General features: G+C 61.9%; 18 protein-coding genes. 15 read left to right on the plus strand and 3 right to left on the minus strand.

The features are described 5' to 3' along the window. Positions 1–389 precede the first annotated feature (389 nt). The 3 genes from H9Q16_RS17590 to H9Q16_RS17600 all read left to right on the plus strand — a co-directional run bounded on the left by H9Q16_RS17590 (position 390) and on the right by H9Q16_RS17600 (position 3,704). Positions 390–815 (plus strand): ester cyclase, encoded by a 426-nt coding sequence (locus tag H9Q16_RS17590; RefSeq protein ID WP_191076713.1) that lies wholly within the window; start codon positions 390–392, stop codon positions 813–815. A gap of 241 nt (positions 816–1,056) precedes the next feature. Further along, positions 1,057–2,391, plus strand: coding sequence for a M16 family metallopeptidase (locus H9Q16_RS17595; RefSeq protein ID WP_191076714.1), 1,335 nt, complete (start codon positions 1,057–1,059; stop codon positions 2,389–2,391). Further along, positions 2,388–3,704: a M16 family metallopeptidase gene (locus H9Q16_RS17600; protein ID WP_191076715.1), complete on the plus strand. Its 1,317-nt coding sequence runs from the start codon at positions 2,388–2,390 to the stop codon at positions 3,702–3,704. The genes H9Q16_RS17595 and H9Q16_RS17600 overlap by 4 nt, the downstream gene beginning before the upstream one ends. Positions 3,705–3,725: 21 nt before the next feature. Here H9Q16_RS17600 and H9Q16_RS17605 read toward each other — a convergent pair whose 3' ends face one another. Further along, positions 3,726–6,071: an aldehyde dehydrogenase family protein gene (locus tag H9Q16_RS17605; RefSeq protein WP_191076716.1), complete on the minus strand. Its 2,346-nt coding sequence runs from the start codon at positions 6,069–6,071 to the stop codon at positions 3,726–3,728. Between the two features lie 34 nt (positions 6,072–6,105). After that, on the minus strand, positions 6,106–7,110 hold the full coding sequence (deoC, locus tag H9Q16_RS17610) for a deoxyribose-phosphate aldolase (RefSeq protein ID WP_191076717.1): 1,005 nt from the start codon (positions 7,108–7,110) through the stop codon (positions 6,106–6,108). Positions 7,111–7,280: 170 nt separating this feature from the next. Here deoC and H9Q16_RS17615 point away from each other — a divergent pair, with 170 nt between their 5' ends. The 7 genes from H9Q16_RS17615 to H9Q16_RS17645 all read left to right on the plus strand — a co-directional run bounded on the left by H9Q16_RS17615 (position 7,281) and on the right by H9Q16_RS17645 (position 14,427). Continuing rightward, positions 7,281–8,762, plus strand: a complete 1,482-nt coding sequence (locus H9Q16_RS17615; RefSeq protein ID WP_191076718.1) for a DUF4153 domain-containing protein — start codon at positions 7,281–7,283, stop codon at positions 8,760–8,762. Next, positions 8,759–9,451: a response regulator transcription factor gene (locus tag H9Q16_RS17620; protein ID WP_191076719.1), complete on the plus strand. Its 693-nt coding sequence runs from the start codon at positions 8,759–8,761 to the stop codon at positions 9,449–9,451. The genes H9Q16_RS17615 and H9Q16_RS17620 overlap by 4 nt, the downstream gene beginning before the upstream one ends. After that, the gene (locus tag H9Q16_RS17625) at positions 9,436–10,380 is read left to right on the plus strand and encodes an ATP-binding protein (RefSeq protein WP_191076720.1); all 945 of its coding nucleotides are present in this window, start codon (positions 9,436–9,438) and stop codon (positions 10,378–10,380) included. The genes H9Q16_RS17620 and H9Q16_RS17625 overlap by 16 nt, the downstream gene beginning before the upstream one ends. Before the next feature lie 98 nt (positions 10,381–10,478). Further along, positions 10,479–11,474 carry a metal ABC transporter solute-binding protein, Zn/Mn family gene (locus tag H9Q16_RS17630; RefSeq protein ID WP_246455788.1) on the plus strand — a complete coding sequence of 332 codons (996 nt, stop codon included), beginning with the start codon at positions 10,479–10,481 and terminating at the stop codon, positions 11,472–11,474. Between the two features lie 3 nt (positions 11,475–11,477). Beyond that, positions 11,478–12,311, plus strand: coding sequence for a metal ABC transporter ATP-binding protein (locus H9Q16_RS17635; RefSeq protein ID WP_191076722.1), 834 nt, complete (start codon positions 11,478–11,480; stop codon positions 12,309–12,311). Beyond that, the gene (locus H9Q16_RS17640; RefSeq protein ID WP_191076723.1) at positions 12,308–13,501 is read left to right on the plus strand and encodes a metal ABC transporter permease; all 1,194 of its coding nucleotides are present in this window, start codon (positions 12,308–12,310) and stop codon (positions 13,499–13,501) included. The genes H9Q16_RS17635 and H9Q16_RS17640 overlap by 4 nt, the downstream gene beginning before the upstream one ends. Next, positions 13,498–14,427 (plus strand): metal ABC transporter permease, encoded by a 930-nt coding sequence (locus tag H9Q16_RS17645; RefSeq protein WP_191076724.1) that lies wholly within the window; start codon positions 13,498–13,500, stop codon positions 14,425–14,427. Before H9Q16_RS17640 ends, H9Q16_RS17645 begins: the two co-directional genes overlap by 4 nt. Here the strand turns inward: H9Q16_RS17645 and uraH are convergent. Beyond that, positions 14,407–14,766, minus strand: coding sequence for a hydroxyisourate hydrolase (uraH, locus tag H9Q16_RS17650; RefSeq protein ID WP_191076725.1), 360 nt, complete (start codon positions 14,764–14,766; stop codon positions 14,407–14,409). The genes H9Q16_RS17645 and uraH overlap by 21 nt on opposite strands. A 228-nt stretch (positions 14,767–14,994) precedes the next feature. On the opposite strand from uraH, the gene H9Q16_RS17655 reads away from it, so the two are divergent. From H9Q16_RS17655 to H9Q16_RS17675, 5 genes are all read left to right on the plus strand, one after another. Further along, entirely contained in the window at positions 14,995–15,615 is a 621-nt protein-coding gene (locus H9Q16_RS17655; RefSeq protein WP_191076726.1) for a rhodanese-like domain-containing protein, read from the plus strand. Then, a complete protein-coding gene (locus tag H9Q16_RS17660) occupies positions 15,612–16,610 on the plus strand; it encodes a LysM peptidoglycan-binding domain-containing protein (RefSeq protein ID WP_191076727.1) in 999 nt (332 codons plus the stop codon). Before H9Q16_RS17655 ends, H9Q16_RS17660 begins: the two co-directional genes overlap by 4 nt. Positions 16,611–16,750: 140 nt before the next feature. Continuing rightward, complete coding sequence (puuE, locus tag H9Q16_RS17665) at positions 16,751–18,166, plus strand: allantoinase PuuE (RefSeq protein WP_191076728.1); 1,416 nt, start codon at positions 16,751–16,753, stop codon at positions 18,164–18,166. Then, entirely contained in the window at positions 18,163–18,972 is an 810-nt protein-coding gene (locus H9Q16_RS17670; protein WP_191076729.1) for a bifunctional allantoicase/(S)-ureidoglycine aminohydrolase, read from the plus strand. The genes puuE and H9Q16_RS17670 overlap by 4 nt, the downstream gene beginning before the upstream one ends. A gap of 147 nt (positions 18,973–19,119) precedes the next feature. Next, complete coding sequence (locus H9Q16_RS17675) at positions 19,120–20,439, plus strand: uracil-xanthine permease family protein (RefSeq protein WP_191076730.1); 1,320 nt, start codon at positions 19,120–19,122, stop codon at positions 20,437–20,439. Positions 20,440–20,578 lie beyond the last annotated feature (139 nt).

Genomic DNA, 20,578 nt, shown 5'->3' on the forward strand with positions numbered 1-20,578 from the left:
ACACAATGGGCGAGCAGCGATCATTCGGCTCCAAGTACGCCACGACAACAAAGTCCCGCGACCCGATTGTTCGAACCCTGTGCGGCGAAAGGGTGGATTGGAATGCCTCATTTTTGACCCTCTCAATGGCCGCTCCGGTGAAATCCGCTGCGCTGCAAAATGCGTGCCGCTGCACGTGCGGGGAAATGCTGCTTGAGCAATAGCCGCACTTGCACAAGTCCGGTCTGTCCGCAAAACAGACCTGAGCGCGGTGCGCAGCGAGCAACTGGAATGAGCCCAGGCCTACGGGATGCTGCACGGGGAACGCATGTCAGTTATTGATCATTCGGTGACGAGCGAAGTTTTTTCATGTAGTGCCAATCAGCAAACAAGACCGAAAGACGTAGTTCATGCACCCTACAGAAAAAATTGTTCGCCAGTTTCACGGGTCATGGGGACTGCGCGATCCTGACCGCGGGGCAGAAGTTATTTCAGATGATTGCGATTTTGAAGATATCGCTCGTCAAGAAAAACTCACCGGAAAGGAGGCGTACAAGGACGACTACTATCGTTGGCGGGAGGCTTTTCCAGACGGTCTTTGCGAAATTGAGAACGTCATTGTCAGCCAATGCGGAGAATGGGCAACAGTTGAGTTCCGCAATAGCGGCATTCACGCCGGTGTTCTGCGTTCTAGTCTTGGCAATTTTCAACCAACGGGAAAGAAAGCCGAAGTTCGCTATTGCTCCGTGATGAGAGTCAAAGACGGAATGGTGGTCGAAGGCCGCGATTACTATGACAGCGCGACGATCGCCCGCCAATTGGGGTTGGTTGACTAGCGCCGTGAGTTCTTTCTGCCGCGCACATCTTACAGCCGTTGCAGAAACCGGGCGTTCGTGGCGTGGAGGAAGTGTCGGCTTCGTCCGCTTACGCAACATTTGCCACATTACGCAACGCGCACGGGGCGGGTTCCCTCACAAAACTGTAATGTGATCCGGGCCATATTTGCGCCCCCGGGCGGTTGATAAGCCTGTGTAATGACGTACCTAGGACCCAACGCATTACCAAAAGGGATATCTCATGACCCGACTGCCACTTGTTGCGGTGCTTCTGGCCATTCTGACGGCGGGCTTTGCGCGCGCCAACGAAGCGGTGACGTATTTTACGCTTGATAACGGGATGGAAGTGGTTGTGGTCGAGGATCATCGCGCGCCGGTGGTGCAGCAGATGGTGTGGTATCGGGCGGGATCGGCAGATGAGCCCAAGGGGTCTTCCGGGGTGGCGCATTTTCTTGAACATTTGTTGTTCAAGGCCACGGACAAGCTGGAGTCAGGTGAATTTTCCGCAACCGTGGCGGCGAATGGCGGGCGTGACAACGCCTTCACCAGTTATGATTACACGGCCTATCATCAGCGGATCGCGGCGGACCGGCTGGAACTGATGATGTCAATGGAGGCAGACCGGATGCGCAACATCCGCCTGACGCCCGAAGACATCCGGACCGAAAGGGACGTGATCATCGAAGAGCGCAACCAGCGGACTGAAAACAGCCCCGGTGCGCTGATGGGCGAGCAGATGAATGCGATGCAGTTCCTCAATCACCGCTATGGCACCCCGATCATCGGCTGGATGCACGAGATGGAAGAGCTGGACATGGCCGATGCGCTTGGCTTTTACGAGACCTATTACGCGCCCAACAATGCGATCCTTGTGGTGTCTGGCGATGTAGAGCCCGACGCGGTGCGCGCATTGGCTGAGACGTACTATGGCGTGATCCCGGCCAATCCGGATCTGCCCGAACGCGTGCGCACGCAGGAGCCGCCCCAGACCGCCGCGCGTCGGCTGACGTTCAAGGACGACCGTGTGGCACAGCCCTATATCAGCCGGTCCTATCTGGCGCCTGAGCGCGACCCCGGCGCGCAGGAAAAGGCTGCCGCGCTGACCATTCTGGCAGAAATTCTGGGGGGCGGTACGACATCCTATCTTGCCGAAAAGATGCAGTTCGACACCCAATTGGCGACCTACACGGGGGCGTTCTATCGGGGCAGTACGCTGGACGATGCGACCTTTGATATGGCGGTGGTCCCGGCGGCGGGCGTGTCGCTGCAAGACGCCGAAGACGCGATGGATGCGGCCCTTGAGAGTTTCATGAAAGAGGGCATCGACGCCGAACAGCTGGAGCGCATCAAGCTGCAGATCAGGGCGGATCAGATCTATGCCCGCGACGATGCCGACCGTGTCGGCAGCCGCTATGGCAGTGCGCTGGCCATCGGGCTGAGCGTGCGGGATGTGCAGGAATGGCCTGACCTGCTGCAGGCTGTCACAGCCGAAGATATCATGGCGGTCGCCGCCGAGGTCCTGCAGCCCGAACTGTCCGTCACCGGATGGCTGATGAAAGAGGAGGCCACGCAATGAGGCTGATCACCGCTGCATTTCTGGTCCTGATGGCGGCCCTGCCCGCGCGTGCCGAAGTTGACATCAAGTCCGTCACCAGCGCGGGTGGCATTACCGCCTGGCTGGTTGAGGACCATTCGATCCCCTTCGTTGCGCTTGAAATCCGCTTTCGCGGGGGGGCGTCGCTTGACGCGCCGGGCAAGCGCGGCGCGACCAATCTGATGACGGCGCTTCTGGAAGAGGGGGCCGCAGATATGGATGCGCGCGCCTTCAGCCGCGCATCTGAGGCTCTGGCGACCTCCTTTGGCTTTGACGTGAGCAACGACCGGCTGTCCGTCTCGGCGCGGTTTCTGACCGAGAACAGGGATGCATCCGTCGCCCTGCTGCGCGATGCGCTGATCGCGCCACGGTTCGATGCGGAGGCGATCGAGCGGGTGCGCGGGCAGGTGCTGTCGGTCATCCAGTCCGACCTCAAAGACCCAAGCGAGATCGCATCAGCCACGTTCAACCGCATCGCTTTTGGCGATCACCCTTACGGGTCATCGCTGAACGGCACACAAGAAAGTGTCGCGGCCCTGACGCGCGATGACCTGATCGCGGCCAAAGATGCGGTCATGGCCCGAGACCGCATTTACGTGAGTGCTGTGGGGGACATCACGCCCGAGGATCTGGGTGTGCTGATGGACACGCTTTTTGCCGATCTGCCGCAGACCGGTGCACCGATGCCGCGCCGGGCCGATGTCGATATCCCGCCCGGGGTCACGGTTGTCGATTTCCCGACACCGCAGAGTGTCGCGTTGTTCGGGCAGCAGGGCATCAAGCAAAGCGACCCGGATTTCTTCGCGGCGCATATCCTCAATCACGTGCTGGGGGGCGGGTCTTTTGAAAGCCGCCTGATGAGCGAAGTGCGCGAAAAGCGGGGGCTGACCTATGGTGTCTATTCCTATCTGGTGCCGCGTGATCTGGCAGAGGTCTATCTGGGTCAGGTCAGTTCCGCCAATGACCGCATCGCTCAGGCGGTCGAGGTCATTCGCGATGAATGGCAAAAGGCCGCACAAGACGGGCTGACGGATCAAGAGTTGAAGGACGCCAAGACCTATATCACCGGGGCCTACCCGTTGCGGTTTGACGGCAACGTGCCCATTGCGAATATTCTGGTGGGCATGCAGATGATCGGTCTGCCGATCGACTATATCGCCACGCGCAACGACAAGGTCGAGGCGGTCACCCAGGGCGATATCAAACGTGTTGCGGGCGAACTGCTGGACCCGGAGGGGCTGCATTTCGTGGTGGTTGGGCAGCCCGAAGGGTTGGAAACAACCGTGGGCGACTGACACCCAGGGTGGGCAGATAGCCTACTCTCCGTAAGGGACCCAGATGTTCTTGACCTCGGTCGCGGCTTCCAGAAACGCGCGGCCCTCACCGTCGGATGTCATCCAGTCGCGGGCCATGCCGTGGTTCACCCATGTCCGCTTGAGGTTGCCGGCGGCGGCTTTCTCGATCACGGCGGAATGCGCGGCGGCGCCAAAGCTCCAGACCGCGTCGACATCGAGATGACGCGCCATAGGCTCTGCCAGATCGGCATGCGCGCCTGTTAGGATGTTGACCACGCCCGCCGGGACGTCGGATGTCTCGAGCACCTGGACAAAGTCGGTCGCGGCCAGCGGGAAGGGTTCTGACGCGGCCAGGATCACGCGGTTGCCCATGGCGATCGCGGGTGCCATGCACGACACCAATCCCAGCAGCGGTGCCTCGTCCGGGCAGATCGCGCCGATCACGCCCACGGGTTCCTTCATCGCGAGCGCCACACCCCGGATTGGCACGCCGTGCACCTGCCCGTCATATTTGTCGGCCCAGGCGGCATAGGTAAACAGACGCTGCACGGCGGCGTCGACCTCTTTCGCGCCTGATCTGCTGCCGGTGAGATTATTCAGCCGATCGGCAAATTCCGCGTGCCGCACGACAAGATTTTCCGCGATGAAATAGAGGATCTGCGCGCGCAGATGTCCGGTGGTTGCCGACCAGCCTTTTGCGGCGTGCGCCGCCTCGACCGCATTGCGCAGGTCCTTGCGGTTGGCCAGCGAGGCATGCCCCAAAAGCGCGCCGTTCTTGCTGTAGACCCCGCGCGAATAACCGCCATCGGGCCGCGCCTGCTTGCCTGCGATGTAAAGTTTGGCTGTGCGGTCCACCGTATCCTGGGGCGCGCCGTCGCCCTCGAACGCCGCGATTTCCTTGAGCGGTCTGCGGGTGCCTTTGGGCCTGGTGTAGGCTGCCAGCCCTTCCCAGCCCCCCTCGCGGCCAAAGCCACTTTCACGCACGCCGCCAAATCCGGCGGCGGCATCCATGAGGTTGGTGCCGTTGATCCAGACAATGCCGGTTCTGAGCTTGGGGGCGATATCAAGTGCGAGGTTCACATTCTCTGACCAGACCGTCGCGGCCAGTCCGTAGCGCGTGTTGTTGGCCAGCTGTACGGCCTCTTCGGGGGTGCGGAAGGTGGTTGAGACCAGTACGGGGCCAAAGATTTCTTCCTGCATCAGCGTATCGGCGGGATGCAAACCGGTGATCAGCGTTGGCGGGTAGAAACACCCCGCCTCGGGCACATCCACGTCCGCCACAAAGCGTTCCCCGGCGGGGTTGGCGTTGATCATCTCGCTGACCGACTGCAATTGCACCGGGTCCACCAGCGTGCCCACATCAATGCTTTTGTCCAAGGGATCGCCAAGGCGCAGTTTGCCCATGCGCGTGCGCAGCTTGGCATAAAACAGATCGGCCACCGGTTCGTGCACCAGCAGTCGCGAGCCTGCACAGCACACCTGACCCTGATTGAACCAGATCGCGTCGACCAGGCCTTCGACGGCGGAATCGAGATCGGCGTCATCAAAGACGATGTAGGGTGATTTGCCGCCCAGCTCGAGCGTGAGCGCCTTGCCGGATCCTGCTGTCGCTGCGCGGATGCGGCGGCCCACGTCCGTCGATCCGGTAAAGGCGATCTTGTCGATATCGTCATGCGCCACGATCATTTCGCCCACGGCCCCGTCGCCGGTGACGATATTCACGACACCTTTCGGAAGCCCGGCCTGAAGACAGATATCCGCAAACAGCAACGCGGTCAGCGACGTGTACTCGGCAGGTTTGAGGACCACGGTATTGCCCATCGCAAGCGCGGGCGCGACTTTCCATGCCAGCATCAACAGCGGGAAGTTCCACGGGATGATCTGCCCGCAGACGCCAATCGCCTGCGCATCGGGCAGTTCGCTGTCCATCAGTTGGGCCATGCCCGCGTGATAGTAGAAATGGCGCTGCGCCAGCGGCACGTCGATGTCGCGCGCCTCGCGGATGGGTTTGCCGTTGTCCATCACCTCAAGCACAGCGAAAAGACGCGCATGTTTCTGCAAGAGCCGCGCCAGCGCATAGATATACCGTGCGCGGCCCGGGCCGCCCAGCTTCTCCCATTTTGGCTGCGCCCGACGGGCGGCTTTGACGGCGGCATCCACATCGTTCTGAGTTGCCTGTGACAGGGACGCCAGAACATTTCCATTGGCCGGGTTCTTGGCCTCAAAACCATCGGAAGGCGTGGTAAATGCGCCGTCGATGAAATGACCAAAGCGATCGCCCTGGTCCACCAGCCACGCCAGCGCTTCTGCAGCGGACTCAGGGGCCGCCCCATATTCCATCGTTTCGAATATCTCGGGGATGGTCATGCTTTCACCCTTTTTCAAATACCTAATTCCGACGTCAGCCAACTGCGTGCCGGTAGGCGGCGGAGTAGCTGCCGGTGACGTAATGCTCCAGCTGCCGTTCGATGTCCGTGAGCAGCGATGAGGCGCCAAAACGGAACAGATCTGGGCGCGTCCAGCGGTCGCCCAACTCTTCCTTCATCAGTGCGAGGTAGGTGACCGCGTCTTTCGCCTTTGAGATACCGCCCGCAGGTTTGTAGCCGACGCGCAGCCCGGTGCGGTCGTAAAAGTCGCGGATCGCGCGGATCATTACCAGACTGACAGGCAGGGTCGCGTTCACGCTTTCCTTGCCGGTGGAGGTCTTGATGAAATCGGCCCCGGCCATCATGCACACAAGGCTGGCGCGCGCGACATTGCGCAGGGTGCCCAGCTCGCCGGTGGCGAGGATCGCCTTGACATGGGCATCGCCGCAGGCGGCGCGCATCGCGGCCATTTCGTCATAAAGCGCCTGCCAGTTGCCCATCAGCACATGGCGCCGCGAGATGACGATGTCGATCTCGGTGGCGCCGGCCTCGACGCTCATCTCGATTTCGCGCAGGCGCAGCTCGAACGGGGACAGGCCCGCCGGAAAGCCGGTCGAGACGGCGGCGATCGGGATATCCGTGCCCTGCAGGGCCTCGACGGCAGCCGGGATCATGTCATGATAGACGCAGACCGCCCCGGTGGTGATCGGTGCCATGCCCAGTGCGTCGAGGATTGCGGGGGCCACGGGCTGTTTTGCCTTGGCGCAAAGCCGCTGCACGCGGCGCGCGGTGTCGTCGCCCGAAAGCGTTGTCAGATCGATGCAGGTGATCGCGCGCAAGAGCCAGGCCGCCTGATGCGCTTTCTTGACTGACCGGCGTGTGCCGATGGTGCCGGCACGCCGCTCAATCGCCGAGGTGTTGGCCTGCACGGAACGGACCCAGTTCATGTCGAGCGGCAGGCCGGGATTGCGCGGTTCCGTGACCTGCGGCAGGTGACCGTGCGATGCGGCAACGACGGGGTCTGTGGTTGTGGTGGACATGCGTGATCTCCGGCGGGGCCATGAGGGCGTTAAGGTGCCACGCGCGCCGGGCAGGCGCAAGCGGCGCTGCCCTCCGGTCATCTGCGCGAAAACTGCACAAACGGCCAGCAACCTTTGCACTTGGTGCGGCGATACAGACCTCAGGTAAGAAAACCGAAAGAGGCAAAGGCATGAAGACTTTTCTGATCCGTGGCGTTCCCGAGGCCCTGCAGCAAGACGGCTGGTGGCTGAACGCGCCGCCGCCGCAGCCACCCGCGCGCACCGCTGCACGTGGCGCGACACAGCCGCCTGTCTGGCGGGCAGGGCTGTTGCTGGCGCTCATTGCGCTGGGGGATCTTTTGGTCTGGCAGGTCGCGCCGGGGCTTTCCCTTGCGGTCTTTGGGGCGGCCCTTGTGCTGGCCGCCATTCTGGCCGTGGAGGTGACATTGAGCCTGCGGGCGCAGGGCCAGATTGCCGCTGGTCTTACGCTGGCGCTGTGCCCGCTTGTCGAACTGGTCCAGCCGCTGTCGCTGCTGATCGCCGTTCTGGGCATCTCGGCGATCCTGGTGCTGATTGCGGGGCTCAGACGGGGACAATTGGCGCTTGGCATGCTGCGGTTGTGGCCTTGTGGCGCCCGGCAGGGGTTTGCGGATCTCAGGCAGGGCGTTGGGGGCCGGGGGGACCGGGATGTTTCCGGCAGCATCGGTCGGGCGGTTCTGGGCTGGCTGATGCCGGTGGCCATGGGGCTGGTTTTCGTCTGGCTATTGCTGATCGCCAATCCCATCGCCGAGCAATGGCTGGAAAGGTTCTGGGACAGCGACCTGAAGATGCCGGACCCCGGTCGGATGATTTTCTGGCTGTGCCTTGCCCCGGTGATTTGGACCGCCCTCAGCATCGCGCAGATGCGCGAGCGGCTGGCGGCAGCGCCCCGCCTTGCAAAGGCGGGTCCCGCGCCGATCGGCCTGATCAATCCCGCTTCGGTCAGCCGTGCGCTGGTGTTGTTCAATGCCGTCTTTGCGGTCCAGACGGGACTGGATGTGGTCTATCTTTACGGGGGTGTCGGCCTGCCCGAGGGGATCACCTATGCCGAATATGCTCATCGCGGTGCTTATCCGTTGGTGGTGACGGGGTTGCTGGCAGGTGGATTTGCTTTGCTAAGCCGCCGCTGGGTTCAGGGCAGCTACATGCTGCGCGTCCTGCTGATGCTGTTTGTCGCGCAGAATGTGGCGCTTGTGATCAGTTCATTGGTCAGGTTGGAACTTTACATCGAGGTGTACGGGCTGACCCGTCTGCGCATGGCCGCAGCAATCTGGATGGGGCTGACGGCATCGGGGCTGGCGCTGATCCTGTGGCAGGTCTGGCAAGGGCGGGACAACCACTGGCTGGTGTTGCGGGGCGGGGCGTTGACGGCGGCGGTTGTGTACGTCTGCGCCTTTATCAGCTTTGACGCTGCAATCGCACGGTACAACCTTGGCCATGATGTGACCCCGGACCGCTATTATCTATGTAACCTTGGCGATGCGGCAAAACCTGTGATCGCCGCCCATGACCGGAACCTATGTGCCACACGCCAGATGCGTATCGTTGCGCCCGACGACTGGCGCGAATGGGGCTTTCGCAACTGGCGGGCGCGCACTAGCCTCGCGGCACTGGACACCGGAAACCGCCCATGAGCTCGCATATTCTGATTGTTGATGATGACCCGCAAATCCGCAGTGTTCTGCGGATCGCGCTGAAACAGGCGGGCATGCAGATTAGCGAGGCAGGAGACGGGGCCGAGGGGCTGGCCAAGGCGCGGTCGGGTCGGTTTGACCTTGTTGTGCTGGATATCGGACTGCCCGAAATGGACGGGCTTGAGGTGTGCCGCGCGTTGCGCGCGGGCGACCAGACACCGGTCTTGTTTCTGACCGCGCGCGATGACGAGATTGACCGCGTTCTGGGGTTTGAGCTGGGGGGGGACGACTATGTCACCAAACCGTTCTCGCCGCGTGAACTTGTTGCGCGGATCAAGGCGATCCTCAAGCGCAGCGGCGGACACCCTGACGCGCTGATTGGGGCCTTGCAGCGCGGCAGCTTGCAGATCGACCCCGCGCGGCACCTGTGTCTGGTGGCGGGCGCGCCGACCCCGTTGACCGCACGCGAAATGGGCATTCTCGCGCATCTGATGGCCCGCCCTGATCAGGTTGTGCCGCGCCCGGCGCTGACCGATGCGGTCTATGGCGCGCATGTCCATGTTTCGGACCGCACCGTTGACAGCCATCTGCGCAATCTGCGCGCCAAGCTTGCGGCGGCGGGGTGTGACGACGCCATCGAGACGGTGCATGGCGTCGGTATCCGGATGGGATCATGTCGCAGCAGGTAAGGCGCAAATGGCGACCCCCGCTGGCCCTGATCATCATCGGGGCCATGGCCGGGATTGTCGCCCTGCCGGTGATCGGCATTGCGTATTTTCGCCTAGCGGGGAACATCCTGAGCTCGCGCGAAACGGTGCTGGTTCTCTTGGGGCTGGCCATCGTTGCCGCCGCCATTCTGGGGTATCTGCTGTGGCGGTTGGTGCTGCGTCCGGTGACCGCATTGACGCGCCACGCGCGGGCGATGAAGGCGGGCCGCGTCGGCGCGCCGCCGCCCGCCCAATTCGGCACGCCGGAGTTTTCCGATCTGGGGCAAAGCGTGATTGATATGGGTGAGACACTGCACAATCGCGCGGCAGGCGTGCGGGCATATGCCGATCATGTGACCCATGAACTGAAATCCCCGCTGACGGCCATTACCGGGGCATCCGAGCTGCTGCAGGGGGCTGTGGATGATGCGGACCGCGCCGCCCTTGCCGACACGATCAAGGTCGCAGCGCAGCGGATGGAAACATTGCTGAGTGACCTGCGCGACCACGCGGCTGCCGGTGGGGCGCGCAAAGAGGGTCACGCGATGTTGGGCAACGTTGCCGGGACGCTGACAGGGATCGAGGCGTTCGTCGTCCGCGACGGTCGTGTGCCGATGCCAGCCGAAGATCTGCATGCCGTGCTTGTCCAGCTGGCGCAGAATGCCACAGGCCATGGGGCAACGCGTCTGGATCTGGAATGGGATGCGCCGGTGTTGCGTGTCGCCGACGATGGCACCGGCGTGGCGCAGGGCAATCAGGCGCGCATTTTCGATCCGTTTTTTACCACGACACGCACTGACGGCGGGACAGGGATGGGATTGAGCATCGTCAGAGCGATGGTCGAGGCCCACGGCGGCAAGATCGTGTTTGTGCAGGGCGATGGTGGCGCGCGCTTTGATATCACTTTCTAGACGACATTTTAATGGATTCAGGCGCTTGGCCGCCTGTTTCGCAGGCGGTTCTCTGGAATGCTTCTGAGAATCACTTGCAACTGGTTGACTTGTTGCGAATGGATCGCATATTACACTGTATGCACGAAAAACCGTTTTCCCTGACCCGTCGCGCCGCCCTTGCTGGGGGTGTGGCGGCTGTTGTGGTGGCCCCTTTTGCGCAGGCGGCTGACCGGCTTTCTGTTATTGCCACGACCGGCATGATTGCGGACACCGCGCGCCGGATCGGCGGGGCTTTGGTGGATGTGCGCGGGCTGATGGGGCCGGGCGTTGATCCGCACGGCTATCGCCAGACCCGCAGCGATATTGTCGCAATGACCCGCGCCGATCTTGTCTTGTGGCACGGGCTTTATCTTGAAGCGCAGATGGAAGACTTTCTGGGTGATCTTGCGCGCAAGCAGCCGGTCATCGCGTTGGCGGACCAGCTGCAGGCAGATCAATTGCTGGGGCACGAAGATTACGATGGCCGGTTTGACCCGCATGTCTGGATGGACCCGGTCTTGTGGAAAGACATCGCATCGTTCACGGCTGCGGCGATCAGCGGCGTGCGGCCTGATCAGGCCAAGGTGATTGCGGCAAATCTTGACGCCTATCATGTCGAACTGGACGCGCTTGCAACTTATGCGCACGCCACGCTTGCCATGGTACCCGATGAGCAGCGCGTTTTGCTCACGGCGCATGATGCCTTTGGCTATTTCGGTGCGGCGTATGATTTCGAAGTGATTGGCATTCAGGGCATCTCTACCGAGAGTGAGGCCGGGCTTAACCGGATCAGCACGCTGGTGGATGAACTGGTCGCGCGCAAGATCAGGGCCGTTTTCGTTGAGACCTCAGTCTCTGACCGCAACATCCGCGCACTTATCGAGGGTGCTGCGGCGCAGGGGCATGAGGTGACCATTGGTGGCGCGCTTTACAGCGATGCGATGGGGCCTGAAGGCACCTATGAGGGCACCTACATTGGCATGATTGACCACAACGTGACGACCATCGCCAGCGCATTGGGGGCCGAGATCGATCCCCGTGGCATGGCGGGTAAACTGGCAGGGGCAAGCTGAGTTATGGCACTGAGACTGGCAACCGATCAGGGCCACATGGCCGCAGAAGCAGAGCGCGCCGGCAGCCCGCTGGCCATTCGCGGTATGACCGTTTCCTACGGTCAGAAGCCAGCGGTCTTTTCCGTCGACATGACCGTTGAAGCGGGCAAGATGACGGCAATCATCGGCCCGAACGGGGCGGGTAAATCCACCCTGTTGAAAGCGGCCCTGGGCATTCTCAAACCACTTGCGGGCACGACCACTGTTTTCGGCAAGGCGGTCGTGGCGCAGCGTCACCGGATTGCCTATGTCCCGCAGCGCGCCTCTGTTGATTGGGACTTCCCGACGCGGGTCATCGATGTGGTCTTGATGGGGCTTTATCCGCAGCTTGGGCTTTTGGGCCGGGTACGACCTGCACATCGTGCCAAGGCAGAGGACTGTCTGGCACGGGTGGGGATGCAAGACTTTGCGACACGGCAGATCGGGCAGCTTTCCGGGGGTCAGCAACAACGGGTGTTTCTGGCACGCGCGCTGGCGCAGGATGCGGATCTCTATTTGCTGGATGAACCTTTTGCGGGCGTCGATGCAGCAACCGAGAAAGCCATCATTGGCGTGCTGAAATCTCTGCGGGATGCGGGCAAGACGGTTGTTGCGGTGCATCATGACCTGAGCACCGTGGCGGAATATTTCGACAACGTTTTCCTGATCAACACGCGTCGCGTCGCCGAAGGTTCGGTGGCCGCAGCCTTTAACGACCGTACATTGCAGGACGCATACGGCGGGCGGCTGGCAGGCGCGCAGATGGAAGCACTGCGCGCGGTCGAGGCCCCGCAGACGGAGGCACCACAGCTTCAATGATCCGCGACGCGCTGCTTTTGGGGCTGGGGTACAATGCGACCCTGGTGACCATCGGTGCGGCCTTGCTGGGTATGGCTGCAGGCGTTGGCGGCACCTTTTTATTCCTCAGAAAACGCGCGCTGGTCAGTGACGCCATCAGCCATGCAACGCTGCCCGGTGTGGCTTTGGCCTTTATGGTTATGGTGATGCTGGGTGGTGACGGACGCAATCTGATCGGACTGCTGGCCGGGGCGGCGATCACCGCCGGGACGGGGTTGCTGATCGTGACCTGGCTGTCGACGCGGACCCGGTTGGCCGAGGACGCGGCCATCGGGGCGGTGCTGTCGGTCTTCTTTGGGTTCGGGATCGTTCTGCTGACGGTCATCCAGACTATGAGCGCGGGGCGGCAGGCCGGGCTGGAGGGCTTTTTGCTGGGCTCGACCGCCGGCATGCTGCGGAGTGACGCGCTGGTGATCGCGGTATCCGCCGCGCTGACCCTTGCGCTTGTGATGCTGTTGCGCAGGCCGCTGACGCTGGCGTCGTTTGATCCCGAATACGCGACCTCACTGGGTCAGAATGTGACGCGCACCGATCTGGCGATGATGGGGCTGGTACTGGCGGTCACGGTTGTGGGGCTCAAGATTGTTGGGCTGATCCTGATCGTGGCGCTGCTGATCATTCCGCCCGTTACTGCGCGGTTCTGGACGGAACGGACGGATCATGTCGTGCTGATTGCCGGATTGGTTGGCGGGGTTTCCGCCTATGTGGGTGCGGCGATTTCGGCGGCGGTGCCAAATATGCCGACAGGGCCGATCATTGTGCTGGTCAGCTTTGCGCTGTTTGCGGTGTCATTGTTGTTATCGCCCCGGCGGGGGGTGGTGTCGGCCTTGCTGCGCCATCGCGCCTATCAGCGCCGGGTCCACCTGCGGCAAGGGCTGCTGGCACTGGCGCAGGGACAGCCGATTTACGAACGCCTGACATTGCGCCTGTTGCGACGCCGTGGCTGGGCGCTGCCCGACGGCGTTCCCACGCCCGAAGGGCAGGGGCGCGCGACGCGTGCGTTGCGCGACGAGGTGCGCTGGCAACTGGTGCGCCGCGATCCGGCCTACGAGGTGGCGGCGGCGCGGTATGACGGGCTGACTCCGATCGAAAGCGTGCTGACGCCGGACCAGATTGAGGATATCGACAGCCGGATCGGAGCAGGCGCATGAGCGGTGCCGAGTTTGTACCCCTGAGCCTTGTGCCCCTGCTGACCGGCATCTTTGTGGCGGTGGCCTGTGCATTGCCGGGGAATTTTCTGGTGTTGCGTCGGCAGGCGCTCATTGGCGATGCGATCAGCCATGTTGTGCTGCCGGGGATCGTGGTGGCGTTTCTGGTGACCGGGGCGGTCACGACATGGCCCATGCTGCTGGGTGCGGCAGGTGCGGCCCTTGTTGCGGTGATCGGCATTGAGGGCGTGCGGCGGCTGGGACAGATCGAATCCGGTGCCGCGATGGGCGTGATCTTTACGGCGATGTTTGCAGGTGGCGTGCTGCTGCTTGAGCAGTCAGATACATCGAACGTGCATCTGGATGTGGAACATGCACTTTATGGCAATCTGGAGAGCCTGATCTGGCTGGATGCCGTAGGCTGGTCGTCGCTGTGGGATGCTCAGGCGTTGGCGACGCTGCCTGTCGAACTGCCCCGGATGGCCATCACGCTGGTTTTCGTGGTGCTGTTCACGGTCGTGTTCTGGCGGCCTTTGAAAATCAGCACCTTCGACGAAGGCTTTGCGCAGACCATCGGGATGCGGACCAATCTGTTGGGGCTGGCGCTGGTGATCGTGGCGGCCATTGCGGCGGTTGCTGCGTTTGATGCGGTTGGCAGCATCATTGTGATTGCGATGTTCATCTGTCCGCCTGCGGCGGCCCGATTGATGACCAACCGGCTGGAGCGACAGGTCGCCTGGTCGGTGGTCTTTGCCGTGGTAGCGGCGGTGTTGGGCTATGTCTTTGCTGGCTATGGTCCGTTGTGGCTGGGCTTTGCCGACAGCGTGTCAGCAGCCGGGATGATCGCCACTGTTTCGGGTGTTATCCTTGGGCTTGCGGCTGTCTTTGGTCCGCACCGTCTGCGCGGGTCAGCTGCCCCGGTAGGTTGAATACCCAAATGGCGACAGAAGCAGCGGCACGTGATAGTGCGCCTCAGGGTCTGAAATGCCAAATCTGATCGGGATCTCGTCCAGAAAACGGGGCTCTTCCGCCGGGGTGCCCCGGGCATCCAGATAGGCGCCTGCGTCGAACACCAGTTCGTAGGTTCCGGCGGCGAACTGGCCCTTGGGCAGGATCGGCGTATCAGTGCGGCCATCCGCATTAGTCTGCATCTGCACGAGCATCAGACGGTTGGCCCCTTCCAGACGATACAACGTTATCGCAAGCCCGGCGGCGGGCGCGCCCAGGGCGGTGTCCAGAACATGGGTGGTGAGGTATCCGTCAGGCATGGCCGCTCCTTCGATTGGCCTTGAAGGATAGTGCCGCGTCAGGGGAGGTCAATTGGATGTGATGCGATTCGGTGCGCTTTGCGGACTGATTCGCACTTTTTGCCAGAGTGATTCGTTTTCCCTTTGACGGGCGAATCATCCTTTGCCTATATGTGGTGCATCTGGCCAGAAGTGCGCGTCTTTGAAGTGCGTACGACGAGATATGGTAGACGTCTGGGGGACGGGAGTATGAAGGGGTGGACCGCGTGTAGTGCGGCGGCCTGGCTTATTGGAGCCACGGCCGGACTGGCGCAGGAGCAGATTTCGGAGGCCAAGGCCTCTTTCATCTTTAACGAAGAGCGCGTGAAGATCAGCCAGGGCACTCCCGATGCTGTCGCGTTTATTGAGACTTTTGCGGCACCGACGTCCGCGTGTGGCGCTGGCTGTGTCGTGCCGATGCAGGCCGCCCGCGGCGTGCCCACGCTGGGCGAGATCGAAGTGCTGGCGTTTCTGACCGACGAAGTGGCGGGCAATGCGGGTTTGATGGTTGATGCACGTGCGCCGCAGGACCGCGCCAAGGGGTTCATTCCCGGCAGCGTAAGCCTGCCGCAGCATACGCTGAGCGAGAGCAATTCCTTTCGGGATGACATCCTGCGCGCACTGGGGGCGCGAGATCTGGACGGTGTCTTTGATTTCACCAATGCCCGGGCGTTGCTGGTGTATGATACCGGACCCGGTTCTGATGATGCGGGCAAGCTGATCTCGAAACTCATGACCACCGGGTATCCGGCTGAAAAGCTGTTCTATTATCGGGGCGGCATGCAGGTCTGGACGGTTCTGGGTTTCAGCATTGAAAAGGGTCAGGGATGAGACCTCAACGCCCCGTCGATCCGGTCACACCGATCATCACATTCGAGAGCTATGTCATCCCGGGCACGGTCACCACGCACGAAGCCGGACGCACCGGGTCAGCAGTGCAGACACTGAAGCGGATCGATCCAAAGATTGGTTTGATTAGCGGTGTCGCGCTGCTGGTGTTCGGTCTGGGGGTGCTGACAGCGGTCCTTATCACCCCGCGCGAGGTACAGACGGTTCCCGTTGCCGATGCACCCCCGGCGCCGCCGCAGACCGCGGCCACGCCTGTGGTCTTGCAGCAGGTTGTCGACGCCAGCCTCGCGCAGACGGTGGCGCGCGCGCAGGCGCCCGACATTCTGTCGCCGGTGCCCGCGCAACAGCCGACACATATCGACGATCTTCATGCGGCGATCCTTGAGGACCTGACACCGAAACGGACCGTTGGCACGCTGACCGACGCAGAACGCGCCGAGCGGGTGCGCGTCGCGGTCGACATCGTCAGCCGCAACAAGCTGCGGATGCTGCGCGAGGGCGTTCTGGCGGGGCTTTATACGGTCGAGACCCGGCAGGACGGTGACCGCCGGTTCATTGCGCTTAGAACAGTGAATGCGCACCTGACCAGTGCGACGATGGCGGACCTGCTGAGAAAGGCCGCCGAGGACGGGCAGATTGTGGTGCCCCCTTCCTTGAGCAGAGCAGACGGCGACGTGGATATGGAGACGATGATCTTCCATCTTGTGCACACGTCGCTTGCCAACGATGGCACAATTGAGGGTGCGGAAGCCGCCCGAGAGCTTAGCCGTCGGGCCTTTGCCGCGTCGACCGCCGAAACCCGAGACGTTCAGGGGCAGCGGGTCTATGTGGTCAAGGCCGGCGACAGCCTTGCCTATATCTCATTGCAATTTTACGGGCAGCCCGACGCCTACGAAAAGATTTTTCACGCAAATCGGGCGATCCTTGCTTCGCCCGATCTTATCAAGACTGGCCAGCGCCTAATAATTCCAGGATAATAATAAACACAGGACGCAGCAGCCATTCTGGCAACGGGCCGTACCCTTAGGGCGGCCCGTTCGCTTTTTGAGGGCCTTGCGCGATGGCGAATTGCCGTGGCAGACCGAAAGGTGCAGGGTTGGTCAAAAAGAAGGATCCGATGAACAGATACCCCAGAGATTTTCATGGCTATGGTGCCACCCCGCCCGATGCAAAGTGGCCCGGAGGCGCGCGGATTGCCGTGCAGTTTGTGCTGAACTACGAGGAAGGTGGCGAAAATTGCCTGCTGCATGGCGATGCCGCATCAGAGGCATTCCTTAGCGAGATTGTTGGCGCGCAGCCCTGGCCGGGGCAGCGGAACTGGAACATGGAAAGCATCTATGACTACGGCGCGCGTGCGGGGTTCTGGCGGCTGCACCGGTTGTTTACCGGGGCGGGCGTTCCGGTCACGGTCTACGGTGTCGCAAGCGCGCTGGCGCGCGCGCCCGGCCAGGTTGCCGCGATGAAGGACGCCGGTTGGGAGATCGCCAGCCACGGGTTGAAATGGATCGACTACAAGGATCACGGCGAAGCCGAGGAACGTGCCGAGATTGCCGAGGCGATCCGGTTGCACACCGAAGTGACAGGCGAAGCGCCGCGTGGCTGGTACTGTGGGCGGACGTCGGTGAACACGGTGGCATTGGCAGCGCAAACGCAGGTGTTTCGCTATATCTCGGACACCTATGATGACGATCTGCCCTACTGGATGCAGATCGACGGGCGCGATCAGCTGATCATTCCCTATACGCTTGATTGCAACGACATGCGGTTCGCAACGGCGCAGGGGTTCAATTCAGGCGATCAGTTCTATGCCTACCTGCGCGATACATTTGATACGCTTTACGAAGAGGGCAGGGCAGGCAGCGCCAAGATGATGTCCGTTGGACTGCATTGTCGCCTGATCGGGCGGCCCGGACGGGTGCAGGCGCTGAAGCGCTTTCTGGAGTACATCAAAGGGTTCGAAGGGGTCTGGACCCCGCGCCGGATTGATATCGCGGATCACTGGCGTGCGGTGCATCCGCCCGCAGCACGGCGTGAGCGCCCCAGCCACATGGACCGCAAGACGTTTGTCGACACCTTCGGTGGCGTTTTTGAGCATTCTCCGTGGATCGCGGAACGCGCCTTTGATCTTGAGCTGGGGCCTGCGCATGACACCGCACAGGGGCTGCATAGCGCCTTGGCGCGGATGTTTCGGTCTGCGCGCGACGACAAGAAGCTGGGCGTGCTGACCGCGCATCCCGATCTGGCGGGCAAGCTTGCCGCCGCCAAACGACTGACCGAGGAAAGCACGGCTGAACAAGCCAGCGCCGGACTGGATGCGCTGACCGATGCCGAACGGGCGCAGTTCGAAAAGCTGAACGCGGCCTATGTGGAGCGTCACGGCTTTCCCTTCATCATTGCGGTCAAGGATCATGACAAGGCGGGCATCCTGCGCGCTTTTGAAACCCGGATTGCCAATGACACGCACGTTGAATTCGCCACGGCCTGCGCGCAGGTTGAGCGGATCGCGGAAATCCGGTTGGAGGACATCTTGTGACCTATGCATTCCCGCCCGGCGGTCTGCCGGATCAATCGGTGAACCCTGAGGGCACAGCCGTTTTTACGCCGGCCTACGCGGTGCTGCCTGCCGTCACTCAGCGCGATATCGTCACCAGCTTTCTGCCCGGCTGGAAGGGCATGCGCATGTGGGTTCTGGCACGCCCGCTGAGCGGCTTTGCTGAGACGTTTTCACAATACGCTGTTGAGCTGGAACCGGGTGGGGGAACCGACGCGCCGGAAGACGACCCTGAAGCACAGTCCGTTGTGCTGATCGCGCGCGGCGGCGTGACGCTGAACATCGACGGCAAGGTGCATAATATGGCGGAGGGCGGCTATGCCTACATTCCGCCCGAAGCGACGTGGACGATCTGGAACGATGGGGCAGAAACGGCCCAGCTGCATTGGGTGCGCAAACGGTATGTGCCTGCCGACGGGGTTGATCTGCCAGAGGCCTTTGTGACCTCGGACAAGGAAGTGGCCCCCATAGAAATGCCCGATTGCGATGGTGTCTGGGCGACGACGCGCTTTGTTGACCCCACTGACCTGCGCCATGACATGCACGTCAATATCGTCACGTTCAAACCGGGCGGGCGCATCCCCTTTGCCGAAACCCATGTCATGGAACACGGGCTTTATGTGCTGGAAGGAACGGCGGATTATCTGCTGAACACGGATTGGGTCAGTGTCGAGCCGGGGGATTTCATGTGGCTGCGCGCCTTTTGCCCGCAAGCCTGCATCGCCACCGGGGACGGGCCGTTTCGGTACCTTCTCTACAAGGATGTGAACCGGCACATGCCGCTTTAGCGGGCGTTCCAACCGGAAGGCGCTGTCTATTCAGGCGACCCAGAGCCCCGCAAAATATAGTGAAGATTTTCCTTGATCCACAACATGCAGTGGTCCCATAAAGTTGTAGCCTAAAAAATAGGCAGAAAAATACGACAGGGACAAACCATGACAGAGACAACAACGGGCGCTTTTCGCGATCCGAATGACACGCCGCCGCTGGCACAGGCGGTGCCGCTGGGCTTGCAGCATGTGCTGGCGATGTTTGCATCGAACGTTACGCCTTCGATCATTGTAGCCGGGGCCGCCGGACTGGCCTTTGGTGGGCCAGAGCAGGTCTATCTTATCCAGATGGCAATGCTTTTTGCGGGCATCGCGACGCTGTTTCAGACCGTGGGTGTGGGCCCGGTGGGCGCGCGATTGCCGATCATGCAGGGCACGTCTTTCGCTTTTGTTGGTGTGCTGGCAGGCATCGCAGCGACGCAGGGTCTGGGGGTCGCGCTGACGGCCTGTATCATTGGCGGTGCGATCCACTTCGTGCTGGGCGCGTTCATCAGTAAGCTGCGGTGGCTTTTTCCGCCACTGGTGACGGGGCTCGTGATTCTGGCCATCGGTCTTTATCTCATCCCCGTGGCGATCAAGTATGCCGCCGGCGGGGCGGCGAGTTTCCAGATGGAGGCCGAGAGCTTTGGGTCGCTCAAGCACTGGTCCGTCGCACTGACGGTGGTGATTGTGGCGCTGGTGCTCAAGTTCTTTACCAAGGGCACCATCAGCAATGCGGCGATCCTGATCGGGCTGGTTGCGGGCTATGTGCTGGCCTTTCTTCTGGGCATGGTCAGCTTTGGCGCGGTGGGCAAGGCCAGCTGGATCACGGGGATCACGCCATTGCCCTACGGGTTTGAGTTCTCATTGGGGGCTGTCATTGCCGTGACGCTGGTTTGCATCGTCTCGGCCATCGAAACGGTGGGTGATACCGAAGCGACCACCAAAGCAGGGGCGGGCCGGGGTGCCAGCGACCGGGAGATTGCCGGCGCCACATATGCCGACGGTCTGGGCACGGCGATTGCCGGTGTCTTTGGCGGCTTGCCCAATACATCGTTCAGCCAGAACGTGGGCATTGTCGGGATGACAGGCATCATGTCGCGGCACGTGGTCACGATCGGGGCACTGGTGCTGATCCTTTGCGGGCTGATCCCCAAGATCGGGGCTGTCATCGCCTCTATGCCGCTGCCCGTGCTGGGTGGGGGTGTGATCGTGATGTTCGGGATGGTCGCAGCAGCGGGGCTCAACGTGCTGAGCGAAGTGCGGATGAACCGCCGGAACATGGTGATCATCGCCGTTTCTCTGGCGGCAGGTCTGGGTCTGAACCTGGTGCCGACGGCGGTGCAGTATCTGCCGGGCGTGGTCAAGACATTGGCGACCTCGGCCGTGGCGCCCACAGCCTTGGTGGCGATCGTGCTTAATCTGGCGCTGCCGGAAGAGATCTGACCCTTGGGCTGACGATAACTGGGCCTGCGCCGGATCCGGTGCAGGCCCTTGCTGTTTCCGCGCTTTTGTCTCGTCGAAAATTCCTGTTGATAACTGTGCCCTACGGGTAGCGGAATCGCCCGCAGCCATGCTAGGTTTT

The sequence above is a fragment of the Sulfitobacter aestuariivivens genome, from assembly GCF_014763045.1.
Lineage (GTDB): Bacteria > Pseudomonadota > Alphaproteobacteria > Rhodobacterales > Rhodobacteraceae > Sulfitobacter > Sulfitobacter aestuariivivens.